Source organism: Micromonospora sp. NPDC049275 (assembly GCF_043197115.1).
GTDB lineage: Bacteria > Actinomycetota > Actinomycetes > Mycobacteriales > Micromonosporaceae > Micromonospora.
In genome coordinates this window covers 231,524-255,954 of sequence record NZ_JBICSN010000004.1, presented here as the reverse complement: position 1 = coordinate 255,954, position 24,431 = coordinate 231,524, and the positions used below count along the sequence as shown (strand labels likewise).

At 71.3% G+C, this 24,431-nt stretch carries 22 protein-coding genes; 6 read left to right on the top strand and 16 right to left on the bottom strand.

Annotation, left to right across the window (positions count from 1 at the left end):
* Window positions 1–51: 51 nt before the first annotated feature.
* Window positions 52–756 (bottom strand): dethiobiotin synthase, encoded by a 705-nt coding sequence (bioD, locus tag ACGFIE_RS15945; protein WP_393295666.1) that lies wholly within the window; start codon window positions 754–756, stop codon window positions 52–54.
* Between the two features lie 136 nt (window positions 757–892).
* Complete coding sequence (locus tag ACGFIE_RS15940) at window positions 893–2,029, bottom strand: 8-amino-7-oxononanoate synthase (RefSeq protein WP_393295664.1); 1,137 nt, start codon at window positions 2,027–2,029, stop codon at window positions 893–895.
* Window positions 2,030–2,290: 261 nt separating this feature from the next.
* Between ACGFIE_RS15940 and bioB the strand changes: the two genes are divergently transcribed.
* Genes bioB through ACGFIE_RS15925 form a run of 3 tightly spaced genes read left to right on the top strand, consistent with a single transcriptional unit; the run spans window position 2,291 to window position 4,018 of the window.
* A complete protein-coding gene (bioB, locus tag ACGFIE_RS15935) occupies window positions 2,291–3,286 on the top strand; it encodes a biotin synthase BioB (RefSeq protein ID WP_363682416.1) in 996 nt (331 codons plus the stop codon).
* A gap of 20 nt (window positions 3,287–3,306) precedes the next feature.
* A complete protein-coding gene (locus ACGFIE_RS15930) occupies window positions 3,307–3,507 on the top strand; it encodes a hypothetical protein (RefSeq protein WP_393295019.1) in 201 nt (66 codons plus the stop codon).
* A gap of 4 nt (window positions 3,508–3,511) precedes the next feature.
* A complete protein-coding gene (locus ACGFIE_RS15925; protein WP_393295017.1) occupies window positions 3,512–4,018 on the top strand; it encodes a GNAT family N-acetyltransferase in 507 nt (168 codons plus the stop codon).
* Window positions 4,019–4,086: 68 nt separating this feature from the next.
* Here the strand turns inward: ACGFIE_RS15925 and ACGFIE_RS15920 are convergent, their stop codons facing one another.
* The 6 genes from ACGFIE_RS15920 to ACGFIE_RS15895 all read right to left on the bottom strand — a co-directional run bounded on the left by ACGFIE_RS15920 (window position 4,087) and on the right by ACGFIE_RS15895 (window position 13,009).
* Window positions 4,087–6,588 carry a non-reducing end alpha-L-arabinofuranosidase family hydrolase gene (locus ACGFIE_RS15920; protein ID WP_393295015.1) on the bottom strand — a complete coding sequence of 834 codons (2,502 nt, stop codon included), beginning with the start codon at window positions 6,586–6,588 and terminating at the stop codon, window positions 4,087–4,089.
* 261 nt (window positions 6,589–6,849) lie between these two features.
* Window positions 6,850–7,377, bottom strand: coding sequence for a DUF488 family protein (locus tag ACGFIE_RS15915; RefSeq protein WP_393295013.1), 528 nt, complete (start codon window positions 7,375–7,377; stop codon window positions 6,850–6,852).
* Between the two features lie 54 nt (window positions 7,378–7,431).
* Window positions 7,432–7,818: a hypothetical protein gene (locus tag ACGFIE_RS15910; protein WP_393295011.1), complete on the bottom strand. Its 387-nt coding sequence runs from the start codon at window positions 7,816–7,818 to the stop codon at window positions 7,432–7,434.
* A 161-nt stretch (window positions 7,819–7,979) separates the two neighbouring features.
* Window positions 7,980–10,886 carry a glycoside hydrolase family 9 protein gene (locus ACGFIE_RS15905; RefSeq protein ID WP_393295009.1) on the bottom strand — a complete coding sequence of 969 codons (2,907 nt, stop codon included), beginning with the start codon at window positions 10,884–10,886 and terminating at the stop codon, window positions 7,980–7,982.
* 252 nt (window positions 10,887–11,138) lie between these two features.
* Window positions 11,139–12,215, bottom strand: coding sequence for a GNAT family N-acetyltransferase (locus ACGFIE_RS15900; protein ID WP_393295007.1), 1,077 nt, complete (start codon window positions 12,213–12,215; stop codon window positions 11,139–11,141).
* A 92-nt stretch (window positions 12,216–12,307) separates the two neighbouring features.
* Entirely contained in the window at window positions 12,308–13,009 is a 702-nt protein-coding gene (locus tag ACGFIE_RS15895; RefSeq protein WP_393295005.1) for an amino acid-binding protein, read from the bottom strand.
* Between the two features lie 150 nt (window positions 13,010–13,159).
* Here ACGFIE_RS15895 and ACGFIE_RS15890 point away from each other — a divergent pair, with 150 nt between their 5' ends.
* Both ACGFIE_RS15890 and ACGFIE_RS15885 read left to right on the top strand, forming a co-directional pair.
* The gene (locus tag ACGFIE_RS15890) at window positions 13,160–14,239 is read left to right on the top strand and encodes a phosphotransferase family protein (RefSeq protein WP_393295003.1); all 1,080 of its coding nucleotides are present in this window, start codon (window positions 13,160–13,162) and stop codon (window positions 14,237–14,239) included.
* Window positions 14,239–15,447 (top strand): acyl-CoA dehydrogenase family protein, encoded by a 1,209-nt coding sequence (locus ACGFIE_RS15885; protein WP_393295001.1) that lies wholly within the window; start codon window positions 14,239–14,241, stop codon window positions 15,445–15,447. The genes ACGFIE_RS15890 and ACGFIE_RS15885 overlap by 1 nt, the downstream gene beginning before the upstream one ends.
* Window positions 15,448–15,458: 11 nt before the next feature.
* Here ACGFIE_RS15885 and ACGFIE_RS15880 read toward each other — a convergent pair whose 3' ends face one another.
* The 6 genes from ACGFIE_RS15880 to ACGFIE_RS15855 all read right to left on the bottom strand — a co-directional run bounded on the left by ACGFIE_RS15880 (window position 15,459) and on the right by ACGFIE_RS15855 (window position 22,157).
* On the bottom strand, window positions 15,459–16,505 hold the full coding sequence (locus ACGFIE_RS15880) for a LacI family DNA-binding transcriptional regulator (RefSeq protein WP_363682396.1): 1,047 nt from the start codon (window positions 16,503–16,505) through the stop codon (window positions 15,459–15,461).
* 82 nt (window positions 16,506–16,587) lie between these two features.
* Entirely contained in the window at window positions 16,588–18,021 is a 1,434-nt protein-coding gene (locus tag ACGFIE_RS15875) for a GH1 family beta-glucosidase (RefSeq protein ID WP_393294999.1), read from the bottom strand.
* The gene (locus ACGFIE_RS15870) at window positions 18,018–18,920 is read right to left on the bottom strand and encodes a carbohydrate ABC transporter permease (protein ID WP_393294997.1); all 903 of its coding nucleotides are present in this window, start codon (window positions 18,918–18,920) and stop codon (window positions 18,018–18,020) included. The genes ACGFIE_RS15875 and ACGFIE_RS15870 overlap by 4 nt, the downstream gene beginning before the upstream one ends.
* 13 nt (window positions 18,921–18,933) lie before the next feature.
* Window positions 18,934–19,920, bottom strand: a complete 987-nt coding sequence (locus tag ACGFIE_RS15865) for a sugar ABC transporter permease (RefSeq protein ID WP_363682392.1) — start codon at window positions 19,918–19,920, stop codon at window positions 18,934–18,936.
* Between the two features lie 113 nt (window positions 19,921–20,033).
* Entirely contained in the window at window positions 20,034–21,344 is a 1,311-nt protein-coding gene (locus ACGFIE_RS15860) for an ABC transporter substrate-binding protein (RefSeq protein WP_393294995.1), read from the bottom strand.
* Window positions 21,345–21,611: 267 nt separating this feature from the next.
* Window positions 21,612–22,157, bottom strand: a complete 546-nt coding sequence (locus ACGFIE_RS15855) for a plasmid pRiA4b ORF-3 family protein (protein ID WP_393294993.1) — start codon at window positions 22,155–22,157, stop codon at window positions 21,612–21,614.
* A 150-nt stretch (window positions 22,158–22,307) separates the two neighbouring features.
* Here ACGFIE_RS15855 and ACGFIE_RS15850 point away from each other — a divergent pair, with 150 nt between their 5' ends.
* Window positions 22,308–23,054, top strand: coding sequence for a pyrimidine reductase family protein (locus ACGFIE_RS15850; RefSeq protein WP_393294991.1), 747 nt, complete (start codon window positions 22,308–22,310; stop codon window positions 23,052–23,054).
* A gap of 4 nt (window positions 23,055–23,058) precedes the next feature.
* On the opposite strand, the gene ACGFIE_RS15845 is transcribed toward ACGFIE_RS15850, so the two are convergent.
* Window positions 23,059–23,796: a hypothetical protein gene (locus ACGFIE_RS15845; RefSeq protein WP_393294989.1), complete on the bottom strand. Its 738-nt coding sequence runs from the start codon at window positions 23,794–23,796 to the stop codon at window positions 23,059–23,061.
* Complete coding sequence (locus tag ACGFIE_RS15840; RefSeq protein WP_393294987.1) at window positions 23,789–24,307, bottom strand: SigE family RNA polymerase sigma factor; 519 nt, start codon at window positions 24,305–24,307, stop codon at window positions 23,789–23,791. Before ACGFIE_RS15840 ends, ACGFIE_RS15845 begins: the two co-directional genes overlap by 8 nt.
* Between the last annotated feature and the right edge of the window lie 124 nt (window positions 24,308–24,431).

The window sequence follows — 24,431 nt, the reverse complement described above, 5'->3', positions numbered from 1 at the left end:
GGCCAGGCTACCCACGCCCGACCTGCGCGGACACCGACGAAAGTCAGGTGTTCAGCTGCTCTCCTCGGCCCAGACGCGCCAGTCGTCCAGCACGCCGTGCAGCGCCGGAGTGAGCCAACCCGGCGCCGACCGCCGGAACACCCCCGGGTCGATCGCGCCCGCGCCGGCCGGCACCGCGCCCAGCAGGTTCGGCACCAGGTCGGTCAGGTTCGTCCAGTGCACCAGCTCCGGCGACGCCGGCCAGGCGCCGATCACCACGCCGGCGGGCACCGCACGACGGTCCAGCGCCTCCAGGGTCAGCGCGGTGTGGTTGAGCGTGCCCAACCCCGCGCGGGTGACCACCACCGCGGGCGCACCGAGCGACACCGCCAGATCGGCCATCGTCCACGCCTCGCCGGACGGCCGTAGCCCCATCGGCACCAGCAGGCCACCGGCCCCCTCGACAAGCACCAGGTCGTGCTTGTCCGCCTCCTCCCGGACGGCGTCCACCGCCGCGTACAGCTCCAGCGGCGGCAGGTCCGCGACACGGGCGGCAGCCAGCGGAGCGAGCGGGTCCGGATAGCTGGCCAGGGTACGGCCGGTAAGCGGAGCCGCCAGCCGGTTGACCACGTCCACGTCGCCCGGCTCACCGCCGGCCGTACCGGTCTGGCCCGGCTTGACCACGGCCACCCGCAGACCGGCGGCCTGCGCGGCAGCGGCGATCGCCGCGGTGACCACGGTCTTACCCACCTCGGTGTCGGTGCCGGTCACCAACACCGGCCCCTCCCACGCCGTCACAGCGCTGCCTCGGTTCGCGACTGCGGGGCTCGCAAACCCGGCTCACTCCTCGCGCTCACCCGACCACCTGTGGTTCGCGACTGCGGGGCTCGCAAACCCGGCTCACTCCTCGCGCTCACGGCGCGCAGTCCACTATGACGTCCAGCGCCCGCTCGAAATCCGCCCGGGGCACCCCGGCCCCGACTGTGAGCCGCAGCCGGGAACGGCTGTCCGGGGTCGACGGGGGTCGGAAGCAGCCCACCGCGACACCCCGGTCCCGGCAGTCGGCGGCCCAGGTGGTCGCCGCCTCCGGGCCCGGGGCGGTCACCGAGATCACCGCCGCGTCCGGCGCGGACACCGTCAGCCCGGCTGCGCGCAGCCGGCCGACCGCCAGCGCCACCCGGTCGGCCAGCTCGGCCCGCATATCGTCGCCCGCCCGGGCCAGCCGCAGCGCCGCGTGCACACCCGCCGCGACGGCCGGCGGCAGCGCGGTGTCGAAGATGAACGTACGGCTCGTCTCCACCAGGTGTCGGACGAACTCGGAGGGGCCGGCCACCACCCCACCCGCACCGCCGAGCGCCTTGGAGAGGGTGGCGGTGACCACCACGTCCGGCTCACCGGCCAGCCCGGCCGCGGCGACCGCGCCAGCCCCGGACGGGCCTGTCACGCCGAGCGCGTGCGCGTCGTCGACAAGCAGCAACGCGCCGTAGCGACGCGCCACCGCGTGCAGGTCGACCAGCGGGGCGAGGTCGCCGTCGACCGAGAAGACCGACTCGGTGACCACCACCGCCGGGCGTCCCGGGGCCACGGCCAGCGCGGCGGCCACCGCCGTCACGTCGGCGTGCGCGCTGACCACCGTCTCCGCGCCGGAGATGCGGCAGCCGTCGATGAGCGACGCGTGGTTGTGCGCGTCCGAGACCAGGAGGGTCCGGGGTTGGACGAGGGCCCGCAGCGCGCCGAGATTGGCCAGGTATCCGGAGGAGAAGACGAGAGCCCGGTCGGTGCCCAGCCACTGCGCCAGCTCGTCCTCCAGGGCCTCGTGCGCGTCGGTCGAGCCGCGCACCAGCCGCGACCCGGTCGCTCCCAGCCCGTACGCCGACAGTGCCGCCGTGGCCGCGGCGGTGACCTCCGGGTGGGTGGCCAGGCCGAGGTAGTCGTTGCCGGCCAGGTCGGTCATCCGGTCGTCGGCGGGACGCGGGTGCAGCCGACGGGTCAGCCCGGCCTTCGCCCGCAACTGCGCGCGGCGATCGAGCGCCGCCAGCCAGTCCGCCACCGTCACCCCTCCACCGCCGTCCGCGCCGGTCACGCCGACACCCGCCGGGCGAAATTACCACCCGCCACCACCCACCCGCCGAGTCCACTCGGCAAGCGGGGCCGACCGGCGGCAAACGCCGACACCGCCGCGACCGACGACACACATCGTGAACTAAAGGTCACTAACGGTCAGCGCCCGCGACACGCGGGCGCCACCGACGGAGATCGACGGGACGGCAGGTCGTACCCGCCTGGCCGGGGGCCTTGTAGGGTACGAGCCATGCCAGAAATCCTCGACCAGGCCCGCACCCAGGTCCTGGGTGACGGCGTCGGCCTCGACCAGGCCGGCGTCCTCGCCGTGCTGAACCTGCCCGACGAGCACCTGCCCGCCGCCCTCCAGCTCGCCCACGACGTGCGGATGCGGTGGTGCGGCCCGGAGGTCGAGGTCGAGGGCATCGTCTCGCTGAAGACCGGCGGCTGCCCGGAGGACTGCCACTTCTGCTCCCAGTCGGGCCTGTTCACCTCCCCGGTGCGCTCGGTCTGGCTGGACATCCCGTCGCTCGTCGAGGCCGCGAAGCAGACGGCGAAGACCGGGGCGACCGAGTTCTGCATCGTGGCGGCCGTGCGTGGTCCGGACGACCGGCTGATGAAGCAGATGCGCGAGGGCGTCGCCGCCATCAGGGCCGAGGTCGACATCCAGGTCGCCGCGTCGCTGGGGATGCTCTCCCAGGAGCAGGTCGACGACCTGGTCGACATGGGCGTGCACCGCTACAACCACAACCTGGAGACCTGCAAGTCGTACTTCCCCAACGTGGTCACCACCCACTCGTGGGAGGAGCGGTGGGAGACGCTGCGGATGGTGCGCGACTCCGGCATGGAGGTGTGCTGCGGCGGCATCCTCGGCCTCGGCGAGACCGTCGAGCAGCGCGCCGAGTTCGCCGCGCAGCTCGCCGAGCTGAACCCGCACGAGGTGCCGCTCAACTTCCTCAACCCCCGCCCCGGCACCCCGCTCGGCGACCGTCCGGTGGTCGAGGGCAAGGACGCGCTGCGAGCCATCGCCGCGTTCCGGCTGGCCATGCCGCGCACCATCCTCCGGTACGCGGGCGGCCGGGAAATCACCCTCGGTGACCTGGGCACCCGCGACGGTCTGCTCGGCGGCATCAACGCGGTGATCGTCGGCAACTACCTGACCACCCTGGGTCGGCCGGCGACCGCCGATCTGGATCTGCTCGACGAACTGAAGATGCCGGTCAAGGCCCTCTCCGCGACCCTCTGAGCTGAACCGGTGAGGACGACGTGACCGAGGTTGTGGCAGCGCAGCGCTGGTGTGACCGCTGCGGAGAGGACGCGTCGGCCGCCGGGCACGAGTCGTGCGCGGCGGCCCGGGCGCTGGAGCCGCCGCGCTACTGCTCGGCTTGCCGACGCCGGATGAAGGTGCAGGTGCTGCCGGTCGGCTGGTCGGCGGTCTGCGTCGAGCACGGCGAGAGTCGGGGCTGAGCCGATGCTGCGTGGACGTGCGGTGACCCTCCGACCGGCGACGGTCGCGGACGTGCCGGCCCTCGCGGCCATCCGGGCCGACCCGGAGGTACGCCGGTGGTGGCGCGGCGGCGACGACCTGACCGCAGCCGTCCACGCCGACCTGGGCGACCACGACCTCGCCCTGTACGCCATCGAGCACGACGGCCGGGTGGTCGGCGCGATCCAGTGGCACGCCGAGCCGGACCCGGACTACCGGCACGCCAGCATGGACATCTTCCTCGACCCGACGGTGCGCGGCGCCGGGCTCGGCGTCGACGCGATCCGCACCCTGGCCCGGCACCTGATCGACGAGTACGGCCACCACCGGTTCACCATCGACCCGGCCGCGGCGAACAGCGCGGCCATCCGGGCGTACGCGAAGGTGGGTTTCCGTCCGGTGGGCATCATGCGCCGCTACGAGCGGGGCGAGGACGGCCGCTGGCACGATGCCCTGCTGATGGACCTGCTCGCCGACGACCTGACCGACTGAATCGGAGGGGCGTGCCCGGCACCGCATGGTGCCGGACACGCCCCGGTGTTCCGCGGACGGAGTGACGCCTAGCGTTGGATGGTGAGCACACCCGGTCGCCACGGCAGCCGGTTGTAGTCGCCGCTCGCGTTGGGGTCCTTGCCCTGGTAGAGCAACTGCAGGTTGCAGGCGTCGACGGTCTTGGTCTGGTCGGGGTTGGTGCGGACCAGGTCACCGTGGCTGATGTCGTTGGTCCACGTCGCGCCGCTGTTGGCCTTGCCGGCGAACGGGTTGCTCTCGCTGGCGGCCTGCGGGGTCCACGAGCCGCCCAGGCTGCTGGACGTGAACGACCGGAAGTAGCGTTGCCCCTGGCTTCCGATCGCCTCGACAATCATGAGGTACTGGTTCTGGCCCTGCACCCTGTAGACCTCGACGGCCTCGAACAGGTTGTTCGTCGAGTCGGACATGACAGTGGTGTAGCTCGAGCCGAAGCTGCCCGGGAAGTTCCCCAGCGGCATGCTCGACCGGTAGATCTTGCCGTTGTCCCCGGCGAAGAACAGGTACATGTTCTGGTCGTCGCCGATGAGGGTCTGGTCGATCACGCCGTACGGGGCGTCGGGGAGGTTGGCGGTGGACAGCGTCTGTGCCGCCGACCATCCGTTGGCGTTCGTCGGGTCGCTCGACGTCTTGTAGCTGAACGAGGTCGGTCCCCACTGGTACGCCAGCACCCAGATGTTCTTCGGGGCGAAGTACAGCAGCGTGGGCGCCACCGTGCCCTGACTCATGCCAGTCTGGCTGGCCGAGGCCATGTCGGACCAGTTGGTGAACAGGCCGAAGTTCATCGAGCCGTACGAGCCGCCGCTGTTGACGTTCGACGCGTAGACCAGGTGCTTGCCGTTGTAGACGACGTTTGTGAAGTCCTTGAGCGAGAGCCAGCCGTTCTTCGGGCTCGTCAGCGCGCCTGTCGATGACCACCGGTAGGTCGACGGGAGCGCGCAGCCGCCCGGCGGCGACGTGGTGGGCGGCGTGGAGGTCGGCGGCGTGGACGTCGGCGGCGTGGAGGTCGGCGGCGTGGTGCCACCGAAGTCGGTCCGCCACTGCTGGTTGGTCTGCCCGTGGCAGTCATACAGCTGGACCTGCTGGCCGTTGCCGGTGCCCCAGACGTCCAGGCACCGCCCGGACTGGGCGCCGCTGATGGTGCCGTTGGAGTTGATGTTCCACTGCTGGTTCGGCTGGCCGTTGCAGTCCCAGATGATGATTCCGGTGCCGTTCGCGGAGCCCGCGCCGTTCGCGTCGAGGCACTTGCTGCCGTAGACCCTCAGCTGCTTGCTCGCGGTGTACGTCCACTGCTGGTTCGACTGGCTGTTGCAGTCGTAGAGCTGGACCCGTGTGCCGTTGGTCTGCGTGGCGTTGGGCACGTCGATGCACCGGCCCGACTGCACCCCGGTGATCCGGCCGGTGCCACCACTCGGCGGCGGGGTCGTGGTCGGGCTCACGGTCGGGCTCACCGTCGGGCTCACCGTCGGGCTCGCGGTTGGGCTCGAGGTCGGGGGGGCCGCGTTGAGCGCGTTGAGGACGGAGTTGTAGGCGGCCTTCTTGTTGCCGCCGCCGTCGAAGAGCAGCGGGCTCTCGTTCGAGCGCCAGGAGTCGCTGTCGCGTACGCCCCAGACGGTGATGCCGATGCAGCGCGGCACGTTCAGGCACGCCTGGGTCAGCCCGGCGTACTGGGTGGTGGAGGAGTTGGTGACGTCGACCTCGGTCAGCGCCACGTCCACGCCGAGCGCGGCGAAGCTGGACAGCGTGGTCTGGAAGTTGCTCGGCAGCGAGCTGCCGCCGGTGAAGTGGGTCTGCAACCCGACGCAGTCGATCGGCACGCCACGGGACTTGAAGTCCTGGATCATGCGGTAGACGCCCTGCGTCTTGCCGTACGACCAGTTTTCGATGTTGTAGTCGTTGTAGCAGAGCTTGACCGACGGGTCGGCCGCCCGCGCGGTGCGGAACGCCACCTCGATCCAGTCGTTGCCGGTGCCCTGGAGGTTCGACTGACGACGGCTGCCGTCCTCGTTGAACGCCTCGTTCACCACGTCCCACGCGGCGAGCTTGCCCCGGTAGTGGCCCATCACGCCGTTGATGTGGTCGATCATCGCCTGACGCAGGGTGCTGCCGTTCAGGCTCTGCATCCACCCCGGCTGTTGCCCGTGCCAGGCCAGGGTGTGCCCACGGACCTTCAGGCCGCGCTGGGTCGCCCAGTTGTAGATCTGGTCACCGGAGTTGAAGTTGAACTGGCCCCGCTGGGGCTCCGTCGCGTCCGGCTTCATCTCGTTCTCGGCCGTGATCATGTTGAACTCACGCGCCGCGATCGTGCTGTACGTGGAATCGCCCAGCCGGCCCGCCGCGATCGCCGTGCCGAAGTACCGGCCCGACTGCGCGGCGGCCGCGCCGAGCGTGGTGGCGGCGGCGTTCGCCGAGGGCATCATCACCGCGACGGCGGCCACAGTCACGACGCTGAACGCGCCGGCGAGCAGCGCTCGGACGGCGGGTGATCGCCGTCGCCGAGTCCCGCCGTGATGAACGGATGGGCTCATTGCCATCTCGGCCTCCTTACTGGCAACATCCGGGCCGTCGAGGCGGGACGACCGGACGTCTTAGTTGGAATATCTAATCCAATCGATGCTTTCACCACCCGTCGGTCCAGGCAAAGATGTTTCGGAAAAGTTTCGGAATCACGCCGGGGGCCGGCGACCGCTGACCTCGACCTGCTCGACGAGCTGAAGATGCCGGTCAAGCCCTCTCCGCGACCCTCGGAGCTGACCGGTGCGGACGACGTGACCGAGCTCGCGGAGTGACAGGGCTCAACCAACCCAGTACAGGTGCCCGTCCCGGTGCTGGCGTGCGCCCTCGGCGGGCTGGTGTGGGCTGAGCCGTCCGCCCGGCAGGAGGTGCGTCACCGGCGTCTCGTGGCCGAGCACCGCGACGTCGGCGATCAGCCGACGGTGGCAGCGCCACCAGAGGCTCTCGCTGCACATCACCGCGGTGGTCCGTCGGCAGGCGTCCGTCAGCACTCCGGCCAGCGCCGCCTCGAACTCCGGTGTGCGGGTGTACCGGGCATACGCCCGGAAGGCCGCGACCGTCCACCAGGTGTCCGGCTCCGGCTCCCCGGCGGGGGTGTGCCGGCGTCCGCCAAGGCGTGGCTCCCAGCGGTAGTCGATGCCCCGCTCGGGCAACCACCGCTCAAGCTCCTCCCGCCGGACGTCCGGGGTGGTGCGGCTGGCCGGGTACCGCCGCACGTCCACCACCAGGTCCACCCCGGCCTCGGCCAGCAGTTCGCCCAGCCGCACCCGGTCGGCGGTGCCGTGCCCGACAGTCAGCAACCCTCCCACGACGTTGGCATGCCCAGAATCCCGCCGGCTTATCCCCGGTCCGCGGTCTCCGGGTCAGGCGAGCGGTGCGGTGGGTTCCGACCCCTGCGGCAGCCGCCGGGCGGCGTTGGTGGCGAGCACCCCGGCGACCAGCGCGGTCAGCACCCCGACCAACTGGATCGCCTGTCCGGTCGCCACGTCGGCCCCGTGTCGCCCGAGCAGGTTGTCCACGCCGGTGGGGCTGATCGCGAACCCGACGGCCACGAACAGGCCCAGCAGCGCGCCCACCGCGGGCGACAAGCGCCACGGGGCGAGCGCGACGAAGAGAGCGCCAGCCAGCAGGATGATCATCCCGGGCGGTACGGCGATCGGGAACTCGACCCCGGCGGCCCACAGCACGCCGATGCCCGCGGCGCCGACGACGAGACCGGCGATGGTGAAGGTCCGTGCGGTAACAGTCATGCCACCACCCTGTCCCGACGCGATCCGGTCCGCGTCCGCCCCACGACGGCATCCCGAGTACGGCAGTCTGCGTACGAGGGCGCAGATCTTGGACAGTTTCCGTTCAGGCTGAACTATTCAGGCTGAACGGAAACTGTCCAAGATCTCGAACGTGCGACGTCTCAGGCCGCCGTGCAGGCGGTGTTGTTGACGGTGAAGGCCGTGGGCTTCGGGTTGGTGCCGGTGTGGTTGCCGTTGAAGCCGAAGCTCACCGACGCGCCCGGCGCGAGCGTGCCGTTGTAGGACAGGTTCGTCGCGGTGACCGCCGCGCCGGTCTGGCTGACCGTCGCCGACCAGCCCTGGCTGACGGTCTGCCCGCCGGGGAAGCTGAACCGCAGCGTCCAGCCGTTGATCGCCGTGGTGCCGCTGTTGGTGATGGTCACCGTGGCGGTGAAGCCGGTGCTCCAGTCGGTGGTGGCGTACCCCACCGAGCAGGTGCCGCCGACCGGCGCGGGCGCGGTGGTCACCGCGACCGGCGCGGACGCCGCGGAGGTGTTGCCTGCCGCGTCCACGGCCACCACGTAGAACTGGTACGCCGTCGACGCCGTCAGCCCGGTGACGGCGAGCGTGCTGCCGCTCGGCGAGCCGACGAGCGCGTCGGTGGCGCCGGCCTCGCGGTAGACCCGGTAGCCGGTGACAGCGACGTTGTCGGTCGACGGGGTCCAGGCCAGGGTGAGCCCGGTGGCGGTGACCGCCGAGGCGACAGGGGTGCCGGGCGTGCTCGGCACGGTCGTGTCGGCGGAGCCGGTCGGCGGCGTGGTCACGGTGAGCACCTGTGACGCCGCCGACCGGTTGCCGGCGCCGTCGCGGGCCACCACGCTGAACTCGTACGTGTGCTCCGGAAGCAGTGTCGAGATGGTGAGCGTGGTGCCGGTGACGGGCCGGTTCACCACCGTGTCGCCACCGACCAGGACTTCGCGGACGTCGTAGCCGGCCAGGCCGCTGCCGCCACTGTCGGTGGACGCCGCCCAGGCCAGGGTGACCGAACGGGGCGCGAGGCCGGACGCAACGGGCTTACCTGGCGTGGTCGGGGCGGTGGTGTCCGGCACGACCGGCCCCGGCTCGTCGCCCCAGACGCGGGTGGTGCCGGCGTAGAGCGGCACCTTCCGGTTCGGCCCGGCGGTGGCCTGGTACGACGGGTCGTTGGTCGGGTCCCAGGTGCCGCCCTCCGGCACGCCGATCTTGAACTGGACCTCCATCCGGTGCTGCGACTGACCGGCGGGGGCGATGGTGTACCCGGTGCAGTCGACCTCGACGTACCAGATGTCGCCGCTGTACTGCTTGGCAGTGGTCGGGGACGGGCAGCCCTGGGTGTAGCCGGGGGTGACCTGCACGCTGCCGGTGCCGTCGGGCCGGAAGTAGTACCGGAACTTCCCGTTCGTCAGGGCCCGGGCCGGGAACGCCGACTTGTTGTAGACCATCACCTTGAGCCCGGTGGCCCGGGGCTCGGCCTGCGCCACAGTGGTCTCCACTGTCAACTCGTCCATGTCCGGCGTCTCGGCGACCGGGAAGTTGGCCAGCGGGCTGCCGCCGTACTCGGAGGTCAGCCGCACCAGCGCGGAGGTGAAGCCGGCGTTGTAGTCGGTGGCCACCTCGTTCATCACGTAGTCGGACCGGCTGTCGTTGTACGCGTCGTTGGCCGCCGACGGGCCGCCGACGAGCGCGCCGTAGAGGGTGTGCCGGGTCTGCACGGGCACGGTCTGGCTGTCCCACCAGGACCCGTGGGCGGTACGGTGGTGCGGGTTCTTCGGCGCGTTGGCGCCGAAACCGATGACGTAGCTGGAGCTGCGGGGGTTGTCACCGAGCGCGTAGTTGATCTGCCGGACGGCGAAGTCGTGGTAGCGCGCCTTGCGGGTGGTGTCGGTGGTCTTGTCGCTGTAGACAAGCGCCGCGAAGGACGTGTTGGCCGCGTAGCGCAGCGCGCCCCAGGAGTCGAGCACCGCCATCCCGCCTGGTGAATACGGAACACGCTGCCCGTTCACGCCGACGGTCCAGTAGTCCAGCCAGCGGTTGGCGTCGTCGACGTACTTCTGCTTGCCGGTCAGGTTGGCCAGCAGCACGTACGCGCCGAACTGCTTGTTGTCCCAGGCGATGGTCCACTTGTAGGAGCGGGTGGTGGACTGCGGCTCGGTGCCGAGCTTGTCGTACTCACTCTCGGCCTTGGTCAGGTAGCTGGCGTCGCCGGTGGCCCGGTACAGCCAGATGGCGGCCCACACCAGCTCGTCCTGCCAGCCGCTCCACGACTTGTAGAACGACGCCGCGTCGGTGATGCACTCGCTGTAGGACTTCCGCACCGTGTCGGCGAAGGTGTAGAGCTGCCGGGCGTGGGTGAGCAGCTTGTCGGCGTAGGTCGCGTCGGTGGGCCGGAACACCATCGAGGAGGCGGCCATCGCGGCCGCCGTCTCGCCGGCGAGGTCCGCGCCGCCACAGCTCGCATCGATCTTGTACGCGGGACGCGCCATCGGCAGCACCTCGGCCGGACCCCACCACTTGTGGTCGTCGTCGCCCTTGCCGACCTGCCCGTAGAGAACGTTCGCCGACGGGTGCGCCTTGATGAAGTAGTCGTTGACGAAGCGCAGGTTGTTGAGCAGGTGCGGCAGTTGGCCGGAGGCCGTGTAACCGCTGCGGTACTCCACCGCGCCCCACGCCAGCATCGTGGCGCTGAACGCCATCGGGAAGCCGAACTTCACGTGGTCGCCGGCGTCGTACCAACCGCCGGTGAGATCCAGACCCGCGCCGGCGCCGTCGGTGAGCGCGCTGTCGCCGCGCCAGGAGACCCGGTTCCAGTCCGGAAGCTTGCCCGACTGCTGCGCCTCGTAGAAGAGCAGCGACTTCTGCAACGCCTCTGCGTAGTTGTAGGTCGCAGCCGGCGCAGCGGCGGCGGCGGGCCCGGACGGCGGTGCGGTCACCGCGAGGGACGCGCCGGTGAGCAGCGCGACGCCGACGGCCAGCAAGCGCCGGGGCCAAGGCTGGTCGGCGACCGGCGACCGACCGGGGTGGCCGCGGAACGGCCGGGTCAGGTGGCGCATGCGGGCTCCTGTCGGAGGTGCCGCCGGCGGCCGCACCGACGCGGGACGGCGTACGGGCGACACGGCCACCGGCGACAGCGGGGGTGGCGGTGTAACCATGGGTCGTGGAAGCGCTCCCATGGATAACCGACAATGTAATGCGCCCGTCATCGATTTGTGAAGGGGTACGGTCGGCCATTGGCGATGATCGCGCCGCTCTCGCCGGGAGTGTCCGATGCCCGCGAACCGCCCCGGTGGTGACCGGGACCCTCGCTACGCCCCAGGCGTCAGCACCGTGCCCGTCCTCTCCGCCGCAGCGGAGACGGCGAGCGGGACCGTCACGGTGAGCAACGCCCCGTCACGCTGCACCGAGCTGGGCCGGTCCAGTCGCCGCAGCGTCCGCAGCATCGGCGCGTTCTCCGCCTGGACGTGCAGCACCAGCGCCGCGTACCCGGCCGCGTCGGCGTGCCGGACCACCCGACGCAGCAACGCCGAGCCGAGCCCGCGCCGCTGCCAGTCGTCGCGCACCAGCAGCGCCACCTCGGCCTCGTCGCCCTCGCCGAGCAGGTTCGCCATGGCGACCACCGACTCCGCCGCGCCGTCGGGCCCGGTGGTCGAGGCGACAAGCGTCAACCCTCGTTCCGGCTCCAGCAGCCGGCGCAGTCGGGCCGGCCGCGGCAGCAGCGCGTCGCCCAGGTAACGCCGGCGCCGACTACGTGGTGAGCACGTCTCATGCAGCTCGACGAGGCCGGACAGGTCGTGCGCGCAGCCCGGCCGGACGGCCACCTCGGCCCCGTCGGGCAGCACCAGTGTGACCTGTTCCGCGGCCCGACGCGCCACCGTGGCGGCCAACTCGACCAGGGCCTGCGCCCGGGCGTACTCCGCCGGGGTGAAGGCGGGCGCGGCCCGGCGCAGCGCGAACGAGCCGCCCGCCGGGTCGGCCAGCGTCATGGTGGCGTCGATGATCCCCCGGTCGACACCCGTCGACGCAGGTCGCCAGGTGACCGAGTCCGCGCCGAGCAGGGTCCGTAACGCCTCACCCGTCGCGTCCGGGTCACGCACGAGTCGGTTGGCCAGCCCGAGAACCCGGGTCGGCTGGTCGGCCAGGCCGCGCGCCTCGCTGCGCGCCACCCAGCAGTCCCGGCCACGACCCCGCTCGACCACCGCGATCAGCTCGGCCTCGTCGAGCGCGTCCGGCGCGTCGACCAGGAAGTCGTCAACCGCGCCCTGCTCGGTGGGCTGCACCTGCACGGTGAGGATGTTGACCCCCCGCAGCGCGAGGCTCGCCGTGAGAACCGACAGGTAACCCGGCCGGTCGTCCACGGTGGCCCGAATCCGCCACAACGTCATGGTTGGCTCCCTTCCCCACCTCAGAGCCTCGCCCTCGGCTGTTGCCGCCCGGTTGCTCGGCCGTGTCGGCCCGGGAACGACCCCGAGGCCGCTCAGGGGCCGGCGACGACCGGCGGCACGCCGACCAGGTCGAGCCGGTCACCGAGGATCACCGCGCTGGCCCGGACGAGCTGGGTGAGCCGGTCGACCTCGGTGCTGTGGAAGTTCGCCGCGCAGAGGGTGTCGTTGTGCTCGCGGGCCACCACCAGCACGAGGCCGGCCCGGCCGAACGGCGCGATCGCGTGGTGGGTGCCGTCGGGCGTGGTCATCGACCGGCCGCGCAGCGGGGTCACCTCCGGCAGCCGCAGCGGTACGGGAGCACGCCAGCTCGCGTGGCCCACGGTGGCGCCACCGCCCCCGGTACGCGAGGCCCAGTCCACCGGGACCATCGCGGCGACCGCCCAGTCGGCGGCAAGCAGTCCCGGTACCGCGTCGACGAGGGTCGCCAGCCCGTCGGCCGGGTTGGCCGCGACCTGCGCCAGCAACTCCGCGTCCTGACCGGTGGTGGTGGGCGCGCCGATCGCCCGCCACACCCCGTCCACCCGTACGCCTGGAATCGCCGCGAGGCCGGCCAGCAGCCGCTCGACCCGAGCCGCGCCGGGCCACACCACAGTGAAGTCGTCCACCGCGCGCCCGCCGAGACGCTCGAGGACCACCACCTGGACGATGTCCGCGCCGGAGACACCCAGCGTGCGGGCGACCTGGCCGAGGGTGCCCGGACGGTCCGGCAGGGTGACCCGAACTCGCAGCAACATGTCTGTCCCTCCGCTCGGCGGGCCGGCGACAGTCGGCCGGCAGGCTGCGTCACAGCCTGCCTGTTGACCATTTCGTCCCTGTTGCCGAGCCATGTCCCGAGGGGAAAATCTGACCTTGACAACGTGAGCGGGCTGCCATCAACTAGTCGGATGACCGATCCGGCCGTCAGCGCGCTCCGGCCGGGCGCGGTTCCGGCCTCCCCCGCCGGGCTCGACCTCGATCGGCTCACCGCCCATCTGGCGGCGCGCCGACCCGACCTCGCCACGGGGCCGGTGCGGGCCCAGCTGATCGCGGGCGGCAAATCCAACCTCACCTACCTGCTGCGCCTCGGCGACCGGGAGCTCGTGCTGCGCCGACCGCCGCTGGGGCACGTGCTGGCGACCGCGCACGACATGGGCCGCGAGTTCCGGGTCATCTCGGCGCTGGCCCCGACCGAGGTGCCGGTGCCCGGCGCGCTGCTGCTCTGCACCGACCCCGAGGTGATCGGCGCGCCGTTCTACCTGATGGAGCGGGTGCCCGGCGAGGTGTTCCGCACCCGCGCGCAGACCGACCCGCTCGGCGACGAGCGACGACGGGCGCTCGCCATGGCGATGATGGACACGCTCGCCGCGCTGCACACAGTCGAACCGGCCGCCGTCGGGCTCGGCGACTTCGGTCGTCCCGAGGGCTACCTGGCCCGGCAGGTCCGCCGCTGGGCCGGGCAGCTCGACCGCTCGCGCAGCCGCGACCTGCCCGGCATCGACGAGCTGCGCGACCTGCTGGCCGCCACCGCCCCGGAGGGCGCGAACGCCGGCCGGATCGTGCACGGCGACTACCGACTGGACAACCTCCTCGCCGCGGCCGACCCGGTGGCCGTGCACGCCGTCCTCGACTGGGAGATGGCCACCCTCGGCGACCCCCTCGCCGACCTGGGACTGCTCCTGACGTACTGGGATGTCCTCGGCGGCAGCGACACGGCCGAGGGCAACCCGGTCGCCGACGGGCTCGGGCCGCGCGCCGGCTTCCCCACCGGCGCCGAGCTGATCGAGAGGTACGCCGGACGCAGCGACGTGGACGTCGGGCCGCTGCACTGGCACGTGGCGCTGGGCTGTTTCAAGCTCGCGGTCATCTGCGAGGGAATCCACTACCGCCACACGCTCGGGCAGACGCTCGGCGAGGGCTTCGACCGGATCGGCGAGATGGTGGCACCGCTGGTCGCGCACGGGCTGACCGCCGCCAGGGAGCGGTGATGGACTTCTCGTACGACACCCGGACCGAGGAGCTGCGCGACGAGCTGACCCGGTTCCTGACCGAACACGTCTACCCGGCCGAGGCCGTGCACGCCGAGCAGGTCGCCGCGGGTGACCCGTGGTCGCGTACACCGGTGCTGGCCGAGCTGAAGGCGGAGGCCCGCAAGCGCGGCCTGTGGAACCTGTTCCTGCCCGACCCCCGCTACGGTGCCGGCCTGACCAACCTGCAGTACGCGCCGCTGGCCGAGCTGACCGGGCGCAGTCCGCACCTGGCGCCGGAGGCGGTCAACTGCGCGGCGCCGGACACCGGCAACATGGAGCTGCTGGCCGAGTTCGGCTCGGAAGCGCAGCAGCGTCGCTGGCTGATGCCGCTGCTGGAGGGCGAGATCCGCTCCGCGTTCTGCATGACCGAGCCGGACGTGGCGTCCTCCGACGCCACGAACATCGCCACCCGGATCGTCCGTGACGGCGACGAGTACGTCATCAACGGCCGCAAGTGGTGGTCGTCCGGCGCGATGGATCCGCGCTGCGAGATCTTCATCGTGATGGGCAAGACCGACCCCGACGCCGACCGGCACCGCCAGCAGAGCATGGTGCTGGTCCCCCGGGACACCCCCGGGGTGCACGTCCGCCGGGGCATGACCGTCTTCGGCTACACCGACGGCTCACACGGTGGGCACGCCGAGATCGACTTCACGGACGTCCGGGTGCCGGCGGAGAACCTGATCGGCGCCGAGGGCACCGGCTTCGCGATCGCCCAGGCGCGACTGGGCCCCGGCCGGATCCACCACTGCATGCGATTGATCGGAATGGCTGAGCGGGCATTGGAGCTGCTCTGCAAGCGGGCGCTCGGGCGGGTCGCGTTCGGCCGGCCGCTCGCCGAGCAGGGCGTCGTCCGGGAGTGGATCGCCGAGTCTCGGGTGCGTATCGAGCAGGCCCGTCTGCTGGTGCTCAAGACGGCCTGGTTGATGGACACCGTCGGCAACAGGGGCGCGCACACCGAGATCCAGGCCATCAAGATCGGTACGCCGGCGATGGCGGAATGGGTGATCGACAAGGCCATTCAGGGGTACGGCGGCGCCGGCGTCAGCCAGGACACTCCGCTGGCCGCCCTCTGGGCGCAGACCCGCACCCTGCGCCTCGCCGACGGTCCCGACGAGGTGCACCGCAACTCGCTCGCCAAACGCGAACTTCGCCGCTGGGCCTGAGCCGCCGCCGCTCAGGCGGAGGCGCGGTGCACCAGTTGGGTGTCCAGGAGGATGTGCGGGGCGGGGAGGTCGTCGCCCCGGATGCGGGCGACAAGCAGCCTTGCCATCTGCCGGCCCATCTCCTCCACCGGCTGGAACACAGTGGTCAGCGGTGGGTCCGCCTGCCGGGCGACAGGCGCGTCGTCGAAGCCGATAACGGCGACGTCCTCGGGGACACGCCGGCCGGCGTCACGCAGCGTACGGAGCGCGCCGAACGCCATCAGGTCGGACGCGACGAAGACGGCCTCCAGATCGGGGCAGGCCTCCAGCAGCCGGCGCATGGCGGTCGCCCCGCTGCCCTCGCTGAAGTCCCCGTACGCGATCAGGTCGGGGTTGACGCCGGCGCCGGTGGCCTTGACGGCCTCGGTGTAGCCGGCCAGGCGGGCCAGGCCCGCGCCCATGTCCTGCGGGCCGGCGATGGTGGCGATCCGCCGCCGCCCCTGGCCGGTCAGGTACTCCACCGCCTGCCGGGCGCCGCCAACGTTGTCCACGTCGACGAACCAGGCCGGCTGGGCGCCGGGTTGCAGCATCCGGGCCGGCCGGCCACCGAGCACCGCGGGCAGGCCGCGCTCCTCCAGGAGGGTGGGCAGCGGGTCGGAGTCGTGCAACGACAGCAGCAGTACGCCGTCGACGTGCTGGTTGGTGAGGTGGTGCTCGACGCGCTCCCGCTCGACAGGCGACTGGGCCATCGCCAGCCAGAGCTGCATGGGCGTCTCCAGCAGGCCGGAGCTGATCCCCCGCACGATCGCGGCGAAGAACGGCTCGGTGAAGACCCGCTCGCCGGATTCGGAGACCACCAGTGCGACGGAGTCGGTCCGCTGGGTGACCAGCGCGCGGGCCGCGCGATTCGGCACGTACCCCAGTTCGGCGATGGCCTGTTGGACCGCGGCCCGGGCCTCCGGGCTGACCTGGGGCGAGCCGTTGACCACGCGGGAGACCGTGCCTCGACCCACGCCGGCGCGCGCCGCGACCGCGTCGAGGGTCGGGCGCCCGAGCGACCGGGTGCGCTGCGTTGTCATCGTCTGCTCCTCCGACGGCGGGCGGGCCCGGTGCCACCTGCGGAAGGTGGACACCAGGACCGCCCTGATGGCTGGCCCGAGCCTATTGTGCGGCCAGACCGTTGCGTCGGATCACCGAGGCGTACCACCTGGCGCTGGACTTGGGGATGCGAACCTGGCTGTCGTAGTCGACGTGGATCATGCCGAAGCGCTTGGTGTAACCCCAGGCCCACTCGAAATTATCCATCAATGACCAGGCGAAGTAGCCCCGCAGGGGCACGCCCGCGTTGATCGCCTCGTGGCAGGCGCGCAGGTGGGCGTCGAAGTAGGCCAGCCGGTCGGTGTCGTCGACCTGCCCGTCGACCACCGTGTCGACGAACGCGGAGCCGTTCTCGGTGACGTACAGCGGCAGGTCGGTGTACTCCTCGTGCACCCGCCGCAGCGTCTCGACCAGGCCCGGGGCGTCGATCTCCCAGTCCATGTCGGTGACCGGGAAGCCGCGGGTGACGAAGCGGACGTCCTCGCTGCCCGGCCAGCAGGACGGCTCCCGCCAGTTCGGATCGGGCTCGGCGGCCTCGACCGGCGCGGCGACCACGTGCCGGCTGTAGTAGTTGATCCCCACCAGGTCCAGCGGCGTGGCGATGGTCGCCAGGTCGCCGTCGCGCACGTGGTCGAAGTCGGTCACCGTGCGCAGGTCGGCCACCAGGTCCGCCGGGTACGACCCGCGCAGCAGCGGGTCGAGGAAGAAGCGGTTGGCCAGCCCGTCGATCCGCCGGGCCGCATCGACGTCGGCGGGGGCGTCGCTGGCCGGGTCGACCGGGTACAGGTTGACTGTCACGCCCACCTCGGCGGTGGGTCGCGCGGCCCGCAGCGCCTGCACGGCCAGGCCGTGCCCGAGCATCAGGTGGTGCCCGGCGCGGACCGCGTCCGCCCCGTTCGACCGGCCCGGGGCGTGCACGCCGGAGCCGTAGCCGAGGAACGCCGAGCACCAGGGCTCGTTCAGCGTCGTCCAGTAGCGAACCCGGTCGCCGAGCGCGTCGGCGACGAGCGTCGTGTAGTCGGCGAAGCGCGCCGCGGTGTCCCGCGACGGCCAACCGCCGGCGTCCTCCAACTCCTGGGGCAGGTCCCAGTGGTAGAGGGTGAGCCACGGCTCGATGTCGTGGGCCAGCAGCTCGTCGACCAGCCGGCGGTAGAAGTCCAGACCCTGCGCGTTGGCCGCACCCGAGCCGCCGGGCTGCACCCGGGGCCAGGAGACCGAGAAACGGTACGACTTCAGGCCCAGCTCGGCCATCAACGCGACGTCGTCGCGGAGCCGGTGGTAGTGGTCGCAGGCAACGTCACCGGTGTGTCCGTTGATCACCCGGCCCTCGGTGTGGCTGAACGTGTCCCAGATCGACGGGGTGCGGCCACCCTCGGCCGCCGCCCCCTCGATCTGGTAAGCCGCGGTCGCGGCGCCCCACAGGAAGGCGGGTGGGAAGGTCAGCCCGGGGCGCTCGTCGAGGACGTCGACGGCGGGTGGGCTGGCGGGGTTGCTCACGACTTGACGGCACCTTCCATGATCCCGCCAATGATCTGGCGGCCGAACAGAACGAACACGATGAACAACGGAAGGGTCGCGATGAGCGTACCCGCGAAAATCTGAGAATTGTCCGCGAAGTACGCGGTGTTCAGACTGCGCAGCGAGATCTGCACGGTCGGATTGGCCGGGTCGGCGAGCACCACGAATGGCCAGAAGAACTGGTTCCACTGCTCCATGAAGGTGAGCAGCCCGAGTACGGCCGCCGCGGGTCGCAGCGCCGGCACCACCACGTGCCAGTAGACGCGCCAGGTGGAGCAGCCGTCGACCCGGGCCGCCTCGATCAGCTCGTTGGGCACCGCCTGTTCGGCGTACTGGCGCATCATGAAGATGCCGAATCCGCCGATCAGGAACGGCACGGTCACCGACGGCATGGTGTTCAGCCATTCCAGCTTCGCCATCAGGATGTACAGCGGCAGCACACCGAGCTGAATGGGGATCATCATCGAGGCCAGGATGATCAGCAGCAGCGCGTTCTTGCCGCGGAACCGCAGTTTCGCGAACGCGAACCCGGCGAGCGAGCCGAAGAACACGGTAGCCACCGTGATCGTGCCGGACACCAGGAACGAGTTCAGCAGACCCTTGACGATGTTCGCGTCGCCGTTGTCGAGCACCCGCTGGATGTTCTCGCCCAGCTTGCCGCCGGGCAGGAAGGGCGGCGGCCAGGAGTTCGCGGCGTCGCTGGTCCGCGAGGCGATGACGATCATCCAGTAGAACGGGAAGAGCGACAGGATCACGCCGAGGACGAGGCCGAACCAGGTCAGCGGACTGGCCGTCCAGAGCTTCTCCGCCCGGTGGCGAATGCCGGGGCGACTGGACGGTGGCTGGACCGCCGGCGGTCGCAGAGTGGTACTGGTCATGGGTGGGCCACCCTCACTTGTCGGAGCTGATTCGGCGGGCCAGCAGGTAGTTGAGGAACGAGACGGACGCGATCAGCAGGAAGAGCACAAGCGCGACGGCGCCCGCGTATCCCCACCGGAACCGCTGGTTCATGACGTCCAGCAGGTACATCGTGATCGTCTGGAACTGCCCCTCCGTGCCACCGGAGAGTGCGCCCGAGCCGCTGGTGAACATGAGCGGCTCGGTGAAGAGCTGCAGACCGCCGATGGTCGAGATGATCAGCGTGAAGATGATTGTGGGACGCAGCTGCGGGATGGTGATCGACCAGAACTGCCGGCGCTGGGAGGCGCCGTCCAGGGCGGCCGCCTCGTACACGTCCTTGTTGATCGACTGCATCGCCGCGAGGTAGATCAGGGCGTTGTAGCCGACCCACCGCCAGTCGACCATCGTGGCGATGGCGAACCAGGAGGCGAAGCGGTTGGCGCGCCAGTCGATCGGGCCGAGGCCGACCAGGTCGAGCAGCCAGTTCATCAGGCCGAACTCGCGGGCGTAGATCATCGAGAAGATGAGCGCCACCACGGCGGTCGAGGTGATGATCGGCATCGCGATGGCCAGTCGGAAGAACATCTGGCCGCGGATGCGCCGGTTCAGGGCGTTGGCCAGCAGCAGCGCGATGATGAGCTGCGGGATGGTGGAGAGCGCGAACATCCCGAAGGTGTTCACCACCGCGTTCCAGAACTGCGGATCGTTTGTGAACAGCTCGACGAAGTTGTCCAGGCCGACGAAGCTGATCGTCGCGTTCATCGGTGACCTGTCGGTCATCGCGATCCAGAACGTGTAGACGATCGGGTAGACGCCGAAGATCGCGAAGAGCACGAAGAACGGCAGGACGAAGACGTACGGGGTGAAGCGCAGGTCCAGCCGGTTCAATTGACGGCGGCGCGCCGGTGAGTGCCGCGGGGCGGGGCGCGACCGGCGGGCCGACGCACCCGGTGGCGCGGGGGTCTTCAGGGAGCTCATGAGCGGTCCTTCACACTCGGCGGCACCGTCGTGGGCGCCGCGGCAGGGCGTTCCGACGCGGGTTCACGGGTGGCGCCGGAGTCCGGCACCACCCGTGAGCGCGTCCACAGCCGTTACTTGCCTGCGGCCTGGCCGTTCTTCACCGCGTCCTGCCAAGCGGCGTCGGCGGCCTTGCCCTGCTCGATGCTGCGCAGCGCGTTCTCGACCGCGTCCCGGACGGCCTGGTTCTTCGGGCCGAGGTAGACCGGCTTCAGCTCGGTCGCGCCGGCGGCGAAGATCTTGCCGATCGGCGCCTTGCTGAAGTAGTCGTTGGTGGCGGCGAGCACGGCCGGGTCGTTGAGGGCCTGCGGCGACGAGGGCAGGTTCCCGACCTTCTTGAACGCCTCGGTCTGGCCCTTGGCGCTGGTCAGGAACTTGGCCAGCTCGGCGGCTTCCTTCTGGTGCTTGCTGGACTTCGGCACGGCCAGCCAGGAACCGCCCCAGTTGCCGGCGCCACCCGGCGCCTTGGCGACGTCCCACTTGCCGGTCGCCGCGTCACCGGCCTGCCCCTTGATGACACCGGTCATCCACGCCGGGCAGCCGATGGTGGCGAAGCTGCCGTTCTTGAAGCCGGCGTTCCACTCGTTGGAGAAGCTGCGCAGGTTGTTCGACAGACCCGCGCTGATCATCTTGGTGGTCTGCTGGAACGCGGACTGCACGTCCGGGTTCTCGCCGACGACGAGCTTGTTGCTCTTGTCGAAGTAGGTGTAGCCGCTGCCGGCGCCCGCCGTCTGCATCAGCACGATGTTGTAGAAGTTGGTGGCCGAGTCGACGAACTTGTGCTTCGTGTCGGCGGCGGCGAACTTCTTGCCCTGCTCGATGAAGGCGTCCCAGGTCGGCCAGAGGGCGCCTACCTGCTCGCGGTCGGTCGGCAGGCCGGCGGCCTTGAAGAGGTCGCTGCGGTAGCAGACGGCCATGCCACCGACGTCGGTGCCGAGACCCAGCACCTTGCCGTCCGGGGTGACGCCACCCTCCCACTTCCAGGGCAGGAAGTTGCCCTTGAGGTCGTTGGCGCCGTGGTCGGCCAGGTTCACGAACTTGTCGGCCTGCGCGAAGAACTGCACGATCGTGCCCTCTTCGAGGGCGACGACGTCGCCGGCGCCCGCGCCCGCGGTGATCTGCTGCGTCAGCCGGGTGTTGTAGTCACCCAGGCCGAGGCCCTTGCCGCGCTCCTGGATGGTGACGTTCGGGTGCTCAGTCTGGTACTGCTTGTAAAGATCTTCGTAGCCGAAGCCCTGGTCGCCGAAGACGTCGACGACCAGAGTGACCTTGCCGCCGTCCTTGTCGGACGACGAGTCGTCGCCGCCGCAGGCGGTCGCCGAGGCGAGTACGGCGACGGACGCGAGCGCGATCGCCGCAAAGCGACGACGTGAGGTGACGCTCATCCTGACCCCTCTCAAGTGGTGAGGCTTGGTGTGTCGTGCGTGGTGGGGGGTGCTGCAGCGCCCCTGCCGTCGCCGGACCGGTGGTCGTGGACGATCTGGGGAGAACTGTGAAGGAGACTTCGGCCACTCCCCCGGGAGCGCTCCCATGAGATTGCCGGGGCGCTACCAGGGTGTCAATAGACTGTTGGGAGCGTTCCCAGATCGTTACCGCCCTGTTTCAGGCCGACACCGGACGTGCCGGACGTCGACCCGAGCGGCCGCGCGGGGTCAGCAGAAGCGGCGCAGCAACGTCGTTGCGACGGCCGGATCGAAGAACGTCGGGTCGAAGCCGTCACCGACCCAGCCCCGCAGCTCGGTCCGCTCCGGATGGGTCGGATCGGCCAGGGCCGCGAGCAGCGCCTGGTAGCCCGGCGACCCACCGATGCCCTCCGGGGGGCAGGCCCGCTGACCGTCCAGACAGACCGGGTACCGCTCGTCGTGGTCGGCGGTCAGTGCGTCCTCGACGACCAGGTCGTGCTCCCACCAGTCACCGAAGTCGTACGTGTAGGAGAACCTGCTGCCCTTGCCGAGCACCGCGTCCAGCCGGACGTCCAGCTCGTCGTGCAGCGCGAGGCCCCCGTCCGGGTCCGGCTCGCCGTACGTCACCGCGTCGATCTCGAACGAGTGCAGGTGGCAGTCCCGCCAGCCCATCGCGTGCTGTGCCACCCGGTGCAGGCGGTCGAGCGTGTAGCCGGCCGGGACGAGCACCCGCCGCCACACCTGCGGACGGACACCGGCGAGGGACATCTTCAACTGGAAGATCTGACGCGGCATGCTGTCCCGCCCTCCCGCGGCTTAGGCTGCGAGCATGATCTGCCGAGCGTGCCGGGCCCGGCGGCACGACGACTGCCCGGGCCGGAACTGGTGCGACTGCCAGCACCGTACCGCCGAACCGACCCCTCCGGTCACCGGTCCGGCCGGCGAATGACGGTCGGAATCCCGATCCGGCGGCTCTGGCCCGAGCCCTCCACCGAGCCGCTCGACGACGCCACGCTCACCGCTCTCTACCGCCGCGCCGACCGGCCCCGGCTGCGGGTCAACTTCGTCGCCAGCCTGGACGGCGCGGTGAGCGTGGACGGCTACTCCGCCGGCCTGTCGGGCGAGCCGGACAAGCGGGTCTTCGGCCTACTGCGGATGCTCTGCGACGCGCTGGTGGTGGCCGCCGGCACCCTGCGCCACGAGGGTTACCGCGCGGTCCGGCTCGACGAGGGCCGGCGCGCCTGGCGTCGGGCGAACGGGCTGGCCGCGTACCCCACGCTTGTGGTCGTCTCCGGCTCCCTCGACCTGGACCCGGCGCAGGCGGCCTTCGCCGACGCGCCGGTCCGGCCGATCGTGCTCACCCGCGCCGACGCGGACCCGCCGCCCGGCCTGACCGACGTCGCCGACCTGCTGCGCTGCGGGACCGACCGGGTCGACCTCGCCGTCGGCCTCGCCGAGCTGCACCGACGCGGGCTGACCCAACTGCTCTGCGAGGGCGGCCCGCACCTGCTCGGCGCGCTCACCGCCGCCGACCTGGTGGACGAGCTGTGCCTCACCGTCGCACCGCTGCTCGCCGGCCCCGGCCCTGGCCGGATCACCGCCGGCGACGCCGGCGCACCCCGGCACCTGCCGCTGCGACACGTGCTCGCCGCCGACGACGGCGTCCTGCTGCTCCGCCACAGCCGCGGCTGAGGGCTCAGTCGACGAGCACCGCCCCCGGCGCCCACGGGATCCGGTAGCGCCTACCGTCCTCGGTGCTCGCCCAGACCTGCACCTCGTCGTAGGGCTCGTCGGCGACCACCTCGACCACCGCGCCCCGCGGCGCCGCGCCGACCGGATGCGGCACGCCGTTGGCGACGACCTCGACGGTACGGCCCTGCGGTGCCTGGACCAGGACGTAGAGCCGTCCGCCGGAGCGCCGGGCCACGGCGACGCCCAGCCCGCCGCCGGTGGATCGGATGGCCGCGCAGACCACGTCGCCGTCGACACAGGCCAGGTCGTACGAGAGGTAGTCGAGCAACCGGCGCGGTTCGCCCCCGTCCGCGACGGTCAGGACCTCGGCCGCCTGCCCTCCCGCGGCCCGCTCCCCGGCGCGTGGTTCGCGCCGGATCAGCACGAGCGTCTCCGTACCGACCCGACCGACCGCCACGACCTGCGCCTGCGTCACCGGTCGACCGTCGGCACCGACGATTCCGGCCGGGACGTCGGCGGCCGCGCTCGGCCCGGTGCCGCCGCCCTCGCTACCGGCAGGGCCCAGTTGCGGGAGCAGCAGTGCCCCGGCGGCGACCACCACGGCCGCCGTGCCACCCCACAGCAGCAGACGCCGACGGCGACGCGCCCGACTTCTCGCGATGACCCGTTGGGCGAGACCGGGCGGCAGTTCCACGGTTGCGACAGCGTGGTCGAGCAGGCCGGCCACCTCGTGGTCACGCATGGTTCTCCTCAGCAACGTCGACGTCGAGTGGGGGAACACCGGCCGCCTCCAGTCGAGCCCGCAGGCGGTGCAGACCACGGGAAGCCTGGCTCTTCACCGAGCCCACCGAACATTCCAGTTCCGCGGCCGCCTCCGCCTCGGAGAAGCCGAGCCAGTACCGGACCACCACCACCGCGCGCATCCGCGGCGGCAGCTCCCGCAGCGCCGTCAGCAGCAGCTCACGGTCGTCGACCCGGGTCGTCTCATCCTGCTGCGGCACCCTGTCCGGGACGCCGGCGACCCGACGTCGGTTCCACGGTGAGCGCCACCGGCTGACGAGCCGGTTGGTCATCGCGCGACGCAGGTATGCCTCCGGCTGCCGCTGCCGGACCGCGTGCCACCGTGGGTATGCCTGCTCCAGCACCTCCTGCAGCAGGTCCTCGGCGTCCGCCCGCTGCCCGGTGATCAGGACGGCGAAGCGGAGCAGCCGCGGGCCGCTCGTCGCGACGAACGCGCCGAAGTCGTCACTCATGCGTGCTCCATGCCTAGGTAACGCGACCCGCGCCTCGGAGGTTGAGTCCGGACCTCGCGCGGTGCGGGCCGAGAAAGACTCCCGCCCACCTCGTGCGCTCGGCCGAGCACCCAGCGTCATGAGT